This is a genomic window from Curvivirga aplysinae, from assembly GCF_009711445.1.
Lineage (GTDB): Bacteria > Pseudomonadota > Alphaproteobacteria > UBA8366 > Aestuariispiraceae > Curvivirga > Curvivirga aplysinae.
In genome coordinates, this window is sequence record NZ_SMMC01000202.1 from 37,653 (window position 1) to 46,744 (window position 9,092).

The 9,092-nt window shown below is 42.8% G+C and carries 7 protein-coding genes; 4 read left to right on the top strand and 3 right to left on the bottom strand.

Features of this window, described 5'->3' with window-relative positions; translation table 11 throughout:
• Window positions 1-34: 34 nt before the first annotated feature.
• From E1160_RS13290 to E1160_RS13305, 4 genes are all read left to right on the top strand, one after another.
• Window positions 35-1,237 (top strand): 2-aminoethylphosphonate--pyruvate transaminase, encoded by a 1,203-nt coding sequence (locus E1160_RS13290; RefSeq protein WP_155155967.1) that lies wholly within the window; start codon window positions 35-37, stop codon window positions 1,235-1,237.
• 38 nt (window positions 1,238-1,275) lie between these two features.
• The gene (phnA, locus tag E1160_RS13295) at window positions 1,276-2,520 is read left to right on the top strand and encodes a phosphonoacetate hydrolase (RefSeq protein WP_155155969.1); all 1,245 of its coding nucleotides are present in this window, start codon (window positions 1,276-1,278) and stop codon (window positions 2,518-2,520) included.
• A 21-nt stretch (window positions 2,521-2,541) separates the two neighbouring features.
• A complete protein-coding gene (phnY, locus tag E1160_RS13300; RefSeq protein WP_155155971.1) occupies window positions 2,542-3,978 on the top strand; it encodes a phosphonoacetaldehyde dehydrogenase in 1,437 nt (478 codons plus the stop codon).
• Window positions 3,979-4,139: 161 nt separating this feature from the next.
• Window positions 4,140-4,691 carry a PAS domain-containing protein gene (locus E1160_RS13305; RefSeq protein WP_218048892.1) on the top strand — a complete coding sequence of 184 codons (552 nt, stop codon included), beginning with the start codon at window positions 4,140-4,142 and terminating at the stop codon, window positions 4,689-4,691.
• Between the two features lie 68 nt (window positions 4,692-4,759).
• Here the strand turns inward: E1160_RS13305 and E1160_RS13310 are convergent, their stop codons facing one another.
• The 3 genes from E1160_RS13310 to E1160_RS13320 form a co-directional block, all read right to left on the bottom strand.
• A complete protein-coding gene (locus tag E1160_RS13310) occupies window positions 4,760-6,463 on the bottom strand; it encodes a putative 2-aminoethylphosphonate ABC transporter permease subunit (protein WP_155155975.1) in 1,704 nt (567 codons plus the stop codon).
• A 3-nt stretch (window positions 6,464-6,466) separates the two neighbouring features.
• Window positions 6,467-7,549 carry a putative 2-aminoethylphosphonate ABC transporter ATP-binding protein gene (locus tag E1160_RS13315; RefSeq protein ID WP_218048893.1) on the bottom strand — a complete coding sequence of 361 codons (1,083 nt, stop codon included), beginning with the start codon at window positions 7,547-7,549 and terminating at the stop codon, window positions 6,467-6,469.
• Window positions 7,550-7,753: 204 nt separating this feature from the next.
• On the bottom strand, window positions 7,754-8,779 hold the full coding sequence (locus tag E1160_RS13320; RefSeq protein WP_155155979.1) for a putative 2-aminoethylphosphonate ABC transporter substrate-binding protein: 1,026 nt from the start codon (window positions 8,777-8,779) through the stop codon (window positions 7,754-7,756).
• Window positions 8,780-9,092: the final 313 nt, after the last annotated feature.

A 9,092-nucleotide genomic window follows, 5' to 3' on the forward strand; every position in this document is an offset into this window, starting at 1 on the left:
TTCAGAAGTTACATGCCTGATTTGGGAAAAACAGATGACGAAACAAACACCACGTGAGAACGGTCCATTTGCTGATTTAGCATCTGCAGGTACAGAACCTGCATTGTTAACACCCGGCCCTTTGACAACTTCCATGCGTACAAAAGAATCCATGCTTCGGGATTGGGGGTCTTGGGATGATGACTTCAAAGCTATCTCCAAGGAAATCCGTATCCGTTTGGTTGATATGTGTGACGGTGGTGAAGATTACGATTGTGCTTTGATGCAAGGCAGTGGGTCTTTCTCAGTTGAGGCAATGTTATCTTCCTTTATCCCAAAAAATGGAAGTAAAACACTATTGTTGATGAATGGCGCATATGGTCAACGTTCCAAGAAAACAATGGATTATCTTGATCGTGATTATGTGGAATTGGACAAAGGTGATTACTTGCCGCCAATGCCAAATGAAGTCGCGGATATTCTGGATAGTGATCCGGCAATTAGCCATGTGGTTCTGGTTCATTGTGAAACCAGTTCCGGCATTTTGAATCCATTAAAAGAAATTTCTGATGTTGTTGTGGCTAAAGGTCGCAAGCTTCTGGTCGATTCAATGTCTGCATTTGGTGCTGTGCCATTATCCGTTAAGGATATCCCTTTTGAGGCTATGGTATCTTCTGCCAATAAATGTATCGAAGGTGTGCCGGGTTTTGGATTTATTGTGGCAAAGAAATCAGCGCTGGAAGCGGCAAAAGGAAATAGTCATTCTTTGGCCTTGGATGTCCATGATCAATGGGCGCATATGAATAAGACAGGTCAATGGCGTTTCACCCCACCGACCCATACGGTTGTGGCATTTCTAGAAGCGCTTTACCAACATGAAGAAGAAGGCAATGTGGAAGGTCGTCATGGCCGTTACCTAAATAACCGTCAGGTTTTGGTTAAAGGTATGCGCGAATTGGGCTTTGAAACATTATTGGAAGACCGTTGGTTATCGCCAATCATTACAACTTTCTTTTGTCCAGCTCACAAAAATTTCGATTTCGCAACTTTCTATGCAGAAATCAAAAAGGAAGGTTACATCATCTATCCGGGTAAATTAACCGTGGTTGATAGCTTCCGCGTTGGCAATATTGGCCAACTTTTCGAAGAAGATATGAATGGTGTTCTGGCTGCCATGAAAAAAGCCTGCGTTTCTATGGGGGTGGACGATTGTTCCCCACCTGCGGAAGCTCTTGAACAACGCAAGCTGCAAGCTTGATTAAATAAACTAATGGATTTGAATTAAAGGATAAAACTATGTCTGAGAAACCAGCTTCTGTATCTGTAAATGGTCGTGATTATAAATGGCCGTCCCGTCCGGTTTGCGTTGTATGTATCGATGGTTCTGAGCCAGCTTACATTGAAAAAGCAATTGAAATGGGGGTGATGCCTTATATGAAAGAAGCTTTGGCAAAAGGCGCAGACCTTCGTGCGGATTGCGTAATCCCAAGTTTCACAAACCCAAATAATATGTCTATCGTGACAGGCCAGCCACCAAAAGTTCATGGCATTTGCGGTAACTATTTCTATGATATGGAAAACGATACTGAAGTTATGATGAATGAGCCACGTTTCTTGCGTGTGCCAACAATCTTTAAAGCCTTCCAGGATGAAGGTGCAAAGATTGCTGTTGTGACAGCGAAAGATAAATTGCGTCGTATGTTGGGTCATGAGTTAGATTTCTCCAAAGGGACAGCGATTTCCTTCTCATCTGAGAAATCAAATGAAACAAATATGGCGGAGCATGGTATTGAAAACGCTTCTGAGTGGTTAGGGCGTGAAGTGCCTTCTGTATATTCTGCGGAATTGTCTGAATTCATTTTTGCTGCAGGTGTCAAGCTTGCTGACGAATTCAAGCCGGATTTAATGTATCTTTCCACAACGGATTACATCCAGCATAAACATGCGCCAGGTACACCTGTTGCCAATGAATTTTACGCAATGTTGGACAAATACATGGCTCAGTTGGATGAGCGTGGCTTTGTTATCGGCATGACCGCCGACCATGGTATGAAGCCGAAACATACAGGCGAAGGTGAGCCTGATGTTATCTTCTTGCAAGATGTTTTGGATGAGTGGTTGGGCAAAGGTCAAAGCCGTGTGATCCTTCCAATTACCGATCCATATGTAGTTCATCATGGTGCACTTGGTTCTTTCGCCACAGCATATCTTCCAGAAGAAGGTCGTGAAGAAATTATCGCGAAACTAGCTGCGATGGACGGCATGATGGTTGCGCTAAATCGTGAAGAAGGCTGTGCAAAGTTTGAATTACCAGAAGACCGCACAGGTGACGTTATTCTCGTTTCCGATACAAATAAAGTATTAGGTACATCGGCTGATCGTCATGATTTGAGTGCGTTGAAGGAACCTCTTCGTTCTCATGGTGGTATTTCTGAGCAGCAAGTACCTTTGCTTTGTAACAAAGCAGTTGAAGGCATCACAGCAGATCGTCGTCTTCGTAACTTTGATGTATTTGATGTGGCGTTGAACCACGCTTCCTAAATCTCGGGAAGGAGAGAAATTATGCCTGCAAATTTTGAGGTAAGACATGAAGCCATGCGCATCGCTGGCAAGAAGATACTAACGGATGAACGTATTGATGTTTTACATCCATATGACAATCAGTTGGTCGGAACTGTCCCAAAAGGGAAAGTGGAACATGTTCGTGACGCTTTTGAAAAGGCTGCGAATTTTGAATCTAAACTAACCCGGCACGATCGTTATGAGATTTTGCAAAAGACAGCAGATATTCTTGTGGAACGTAAAGAATTGATTTCAGACGTGATTACTGCGGAATCAGGTCTTTGTAAAAAAGATAGTCTTTATGAAGTTGGTCGTGCCTATGATGTATTTAGCTTATCTGCGCGCTTATGCATTATGGACGATAGTGAAGTTTATTCCTGTGACATCACACCGCATGGCAAACAACGTAAGATTTTCACAACGCGTGAACCTCTTTCTGCAATCAGTGCGATTACCCCGTTTAACCACCCGTTAAATCAGGTTGCACATAAGGTTGCACCATCTATCGCAACAAATAACTGCATGGTGTTAAAGCCAACAGAAAAGACACCATTAACTGCGATGTTATTGGCTGATGTTCTTTATGATGCTGGTTTGCCGCCTGAAATGTTCTCTGTGGTGACAGGAGATCCTGCAGATATCGCGGATGAAATGTTGACCAATGAACATGCCGAATTGGTGACATTCACCGGTGGTGTGCCAATTGGTAAATATATCGCCGAACATGCAGGTTATAAGCGTAAGGTCCTTGAACTTGGTGGTAATGACCCGTTGATCGTTTGTGCGGATGCGGACTTGGATAAAGCGGCTGAGCTGGCTGTTGCAGGTAGTTTCAAAAACTCTGGTCAACGCTGTACAGCGGTGAAACGTATCTTGGTTGTAGAAGAAGTTGCAGATGAATTTGCGGCATTGGTGGCTGAAAAAACCAAAGCGATAAAATATGGCGATCCATTTGATGCGTCCGTTGATATGGGAACTGTGATCACCGAAGATTCTGCAATTCTGTTTGAAAATCGTGTGAATGATGCTGTTTCAAAAGGGGCCAAGTTGCTTCTTGGAAATGAACGTCATGGGGCTTTGTATTCCCCAACTGTGGTGGATCATGTTCCTTATGACTGTGATTTGGTACGTGAGGAAACATTCGGTCCGGTTGCGCCAATCATTCGTTGTAAAGATATCGACGATGTAATCCGTGTTTCCAATTCTACTGCCTTTGGCTTGTCATCGGGTGTCTGCACTGATGATTGGCCAACAATCCAACGTTTTATTAAAGAGCTGAAAGTTGGCACTGTGAACGTTTGGGAAGTTCCTGGTTACCGTATTGAGATGTCTCCATTTGGCGGCATTAAAGATTCTGGTCTTGGGTATAAAGAAGGTGTTTTGGAGGCAATGAAAAGTTTCACCAATGTGAAATCCTACTCTCTGCCTTGGGTGTAATTCAATAACGACCCATTAGGTTATCCTGAGACTTGGCTTTGTAGGAAAGCCAAGGTTTCAAATAACTGGGCTGTTCTCTTTGGAGAGGCAGCCCATTTTTTTTTACTCTTGTATATATGTGAATGCTAATAAATAATAAGGAGCTAGTTACGAGGGTAAAGATGGCGGTATGCGATGTTGCCATAGAGAGAGTCTTAAATCATCAGTTGATGCAATTGTATAATTATTGGCTTTCTATTTCTGATGGGGGAAGTTCTCTTCCTCCTAAATCTTTCTTTGATCCAGTTGATCTACCAAAATTACTTTCCTCCCTTATCATGGTAGAAATGCGCCAAGAGGGCGATGGTGAACCACGTGTGTTTTATCGTCTGGTGGGGTCTGACATGGTGCGCAACTGGGGGGCGGATAGTTCCGGAAAATACTTAGATGAATTAACGGACGGCAAATTTACCGGTTATTTAAACTCTCAATACCAACAAGTTGCGCAATTGAAGCGGCCGTTATATTGGCATTATCTTCTTCGTTGGGAAGATGGACATTTATCAAATAATAGCCGACTTTATATTCCATTCTCGTCCGAAAAAGATCCCAATAGGGTCTCTACAATCATCGTTGGTCAAATCATTCGACATGATACTAAAATTTTGATGGAACCTATGTCGCCTCATGTGAAAGATCTGGAAGTGATTGAGTTAGATTTTCAAGAATTTTAGAGAATAAAAAAGCCCCTGATTACGGATAATCAGGGGCAAACTTACAAGGAGTAAGACTTAAAATTATCTTACCTCCTGCGCCACGCTTGGAAATGGCGTTGCATTAGATAAGAAGAAATTGCATGAATGATTCTTGCACAGATACAGGTGTAGGCAATCATCATTGCCATAGCCGCAGCCGGAGCAATATCGCCCGCATCATCCATGTTTAAAACGGCAACAGATGCGAGTGTCGTGTCTGAGGAATACAAGAATACAACCGCGGATACGGTGGTCATCGCATTCAGGAACAGATACATGGACACATCCAAAATTGCTGGTGAACATACAGGTACAGTCACACGTCCGAAGGTTTTATAGAATGGCGCCTTCAAACTTGCTGAAACGGATTCAAATTCGTTATCCATTTGTTGTAAGGCAGTCACTGAGGTCAAATGACATACAGTGTAAAAGTGAGTAATCGTCACTAATACAAGGATCGCCATTGTGCCGTAAATCATCTCTCCAAGCCCATTCCATGGGGCATTGAAGAAGAAGATATAGGCAAGACCCAATACCATACCTGGTACCGCAAGTGGGACAATGGCAATCATCTGAAAGATGCCACGTCCAATTTCAAAACCACGTCCTTTTTGTACAAGATATGCACCAAAGAAAATGATGATTGTACCAAAGAATGCGGAATAGAGAGACATCTCAATAGAATTGTAGAAAGCTTCCCAGCCGCCACCGTCCATGAGATCGAAATCATAGTTGGCTAAGCTTAATTCTAGATTATAAGGCCAGAATGTTACAAGAGCAGCATATTGCGCCATACCGATCATACCAATGATGATCGCTGCGATCGCTAGGCAAAAACCAAAGAAGAACCAGTCACGTTTTGCATCTGGTTTCGGGATCAAAACCACAGCTTTCGCAGATAGTAATGCGACTTGTTTCTTTTGTACAATACGATCGACAACGAATGCTAGGACTGCGGGTGCTAGAAGAACGACGGATACAACAGCACCCATCTGGAAGTTCTGCTGACCAATTACCTGTTTATAGATATCTGTAGCCAAGACGTTAAAGTTACCGCCAATTACTTTGGGGACACCGAAATCTGTGAAGACAAGTGTGAAGACAACAAATGCCGCACTTATCAAACCATACTTCGCGCCCGGTAGAGTTACAGTAAAGAATGTCTTGATCTTGCTTGTACGTAACGCATCTGCTGCCTCATAGAGGCGGGCATCAGCAATGGATAGGGCGGTAATGATAATCATCAACGCATGCGGGAAAACCCAATAGCTTGAGCCAATCACGACGCCAATCGGGCCGTAAATAGATTCGCCCATAAGCATGTCTTTTGCGACACCTTGATTACCAAACCAATATACCAATGAAATACCGGAAAGCAGAGATGGTGTCAGAAGGGGAATTAAAGCAATGAGTTTAAAGAACCACTTAAACGGCATACATGTGCGCGTTAATGCGTATGCGTACATGAAAGAGACGGATAAGACAACGACTGACGCAATGATTGCGATATATAAACTGTTGAAGATAGAATTAAACAATGCAGGCGTTGCGAAGAATTCGATATAGTTGGCTAGACCAACAAAAGCGCCATCGTCATTCTCGAAGGATTTCGAAAGCATTGTGAAGAGTGGCAAAATGATACCAACAACCAGCAAGATACCGATTGCGATCATTGCTATACGCATGATCCAATCATCACGACTGACTTTTGGTTTTACAATTTGAGCTTTATTTTCTGTCATATCTGTCATGGCTCAGCCCTCGACCGGAAACAGACGAATATGTTTCTTAGGTAAGCGAACTTCAATCTCATTCCCAACAGCTAACTCAATACGTCGGGACAAGTTGATGGAGAAATCAGCTTCGATTGCGTTGCCACCTAATGGGCCGCCAGTCAGTTCCGCACGGAAGAAAGAGCCTAAGAATTCAAGATGTTTAATAGTAACGTGCATGCCATTATCATCGCGTTTTCCATCTTCAATCGCCACAATATCTTCTGGGCGAATCGCGACATGAATTCTATCACCAGTTTTAAAATCTATATCTTCCTTTACAGAAAGTTCACAACCACCAACATTAACTTTGTGATCGCCAATTACTTCTCCTTCCATGAAATTCATGGTTCCAATGAAGTCTGCAACAAAAGCTGTTGTTGGGTGGCGATAAATTTCCATCGGGGTACCGATTTGTTCAATAACCCCATGGTTCATCACGACGATCCGGTCCGCCATTGTCAAAGCCTCTTCTTGGTCATGGGTTACCATAATGGTTGTTACGCCCAATTTTTGTTGAAGTGACTTAATCTCGTGGCGCAGGTGAGTACGTACGCGTGCATCCAGAGCGGAAAGTGGTTCATCAAGTAAAAGTAAGCCAGGGTTTGTTGCGATCGCACGGGCAAGTGCTACGCGTTGTTGCTGGCCACCGGAAAGTTGTGCCGGATATTTATTACCTTGATCAGGAAGGCCTATCGTATCTAGAAGTTCATCTACACGCTTTTCGATTTCAGGTTTCGGCATTTTGCGATTTTCAAGGCCATATGCAATATTTTTGCGAATAGTCATATTCGGAAAAAGTGCATAGGATTGGAATACGATACCAAAATCACGCTCGGAAGGTGGTAAAGCAGAAATATCCAGACCAGCTTGATTAATGCTGCCTGTTGTTTGAATGTCCAATCCGGCAACTGCACGTAATAAAGTTGTTTTACCGCAACCAGATGGGCCGAGGAAACAGACAAATTCACCTTCATTCACGCTCATGGATACGTCGTTCAGAGCGGTAAAATCACCAAAATTCTTCACAACGTTATCAATTTTTAAGTAAGTCTTTTCCGACATTTGTTTTTCTCCCCAGCTTCCAGTCGTCCGCTGATCCATACGCCAAGATTATAAATGACGCGATGATATTATTATAACTAATGGTTTCTATGATTATAACTAATAGAACCCTTGTAACGAATGACCCGAGGTATCCATACAGATACCTCGGGCCTTTTTCCAACTTACGTTAGATTATTCGCATTCGCTGAATTTGCAAAAAGATTATTTTGCTTCAGACTTGGAATCGTAACGTTTTTGCCACTCTGCCAAGATGTCTTTGCGATTAACCGCAGCCCATTCGAAATCGTTGTCGATCATAGCATCGCTTAGATTTGCTGGGAAGTGTTCAACAGGTTTCGCAACGCCAGGATAAGCAACTACCGCATAACCTTTGTTATACATTTCGTTTGCTTGTTTGGTCACTGTGAAGTCTACAAGCTTTTGAGCTGCTTCTAACTTCTTTGTGCCTTTCACGATTGCTGTCGCTTCCATGTCCCAGCCAACGCCTTCGGATGGAACAACGATATCAATCGGTGCGCCTTTAGCTTTGGACTTAGCACCACGGAAAGCAAAGCTGACGCCAATTGGTGTCTCACCAGAAGCGGCTTGTTTACAAGGTTTGGAGCCTGAATGAGTGTACCATGCGATGTTTTCATGTAGACCATCCATGAATTCCCAACCACCTTCTTCACCGAAAATTTGCAACCAAGAAGATACGTCAAGGAAGCCTGTACCAGAAGAGTTCGGGTTAGGCATTACAACATGACCTTTATATTCAGGCTTTGTTAAGTCTTTCCAGCTTGTTGGTGTTGCAAAGCCGTGTTTAGCTTGTTCTACTGTGTTCACACAAACAGCCGCAACCCATGCATCCATACCTGTCCAAGAAGGAGGATTGTCACCGTCGACAAATGCTTTGTCTAGCTTGTCAACACCAGCAGGTGCATAAGCTTCTAGCATGCCTTCAGATTTCAAAAGCATCAAAGATGTTGCTGCAAGACCCCAAACCACGTCAGCTTTTGGGTTTTCTTTTTCAGCAAGCAATTTTGCAGTTACGATACCTGTGGAATCGCGAACCCATTTGATTTTGATATCTGGGTTTTCTGCTTCAAAAGCTTTTTTGTACTTTTTCAAGTCTTCAGCTTCTACAGCTGTGTATACTGTCAATGTTTCCGCAGCCATTGCAGAAGTAGCCATTGTTGTCGCCACGGCACCGAATACAGCAGCTTTCAAGATAGAAGAAAATTTCATTTTATATTCCCTGTCTGTTAAGGATAACCGAGGTTATCCGGACTGATAAAAAAAGACCGACCTTTTTCGGTCTCTGGTCTAGTCAGAAAGCGTTACTTTGGAGTGACAGAAATGTGACAATTTTTTTACATACTCTTTCCGCATAAAACAGCGAAATGTAGGTTAAATATGAAGGATTTATGACTTTTATATGTCAAAAAAATTAAATTGTCCCATCTTCATCTGTTCTGTAACTTATTGTATTTATTTAATTTTTTGGCAATATTGTCCGGAAGTCAATATCAATTGCAAATGAAGTCTAACCTGAAAAAAC

What these genes read in the sequence shown, in the direction of transcription:
- E1160_RS13290 (WP_155155967.1), top strand. Translation starts at nt 35, where the DNA reads ATGACGAAACAAACACCACGTGAGAACGGTCCATTTGCTGATTTAGCA.
- phnA (WP_155155969.1), top strand. Translation starts at nt 1,276, where the DNA reads ATGTCTGAGAAACCAGCTTCTGTATCTGTAAATGGTCGTGATTATAAA.
- phnY (WP_155155971.1), top strand. Translation starts at nt 2,542, where the DNA reads ATGCCTGCAAATTTTGAGGTAAGACATGAAGCCATGCGCATCGCTGGC.
- E1160_RS13305 (WP_218048892.1), top strand. Translation starts at nt 4,140, where the DNA reads ATGGCGGTATGCGATGTTGCCATAGAGAGAGTCTTAAATCATCAGTTG.
- E1160_RS13310 (WP_155155975.1), bottom strand. Translation starts at nt 6,463, where the DNA reads ATGACAGATATGACAGAAAATAAAGCTCAAATTGTAAAACCAAAAGTC.
- E1160_RS13315 (WP_218048893.1), bottom strand. Translation starts at nt 7,549, where the DNA reads ATGTCGGAAAAGACTTACTTAAAAATTGATAACGTTGTGAAGAATTTT.
- E1160_RS13320 (WP_155155979.1), bottom strand. Translation starts at nt 8,779, where the DNA reads ATGAAATTTTCTTCTATCTTGAAAGCTGCTGTATTCGGTGCCGTGGCG.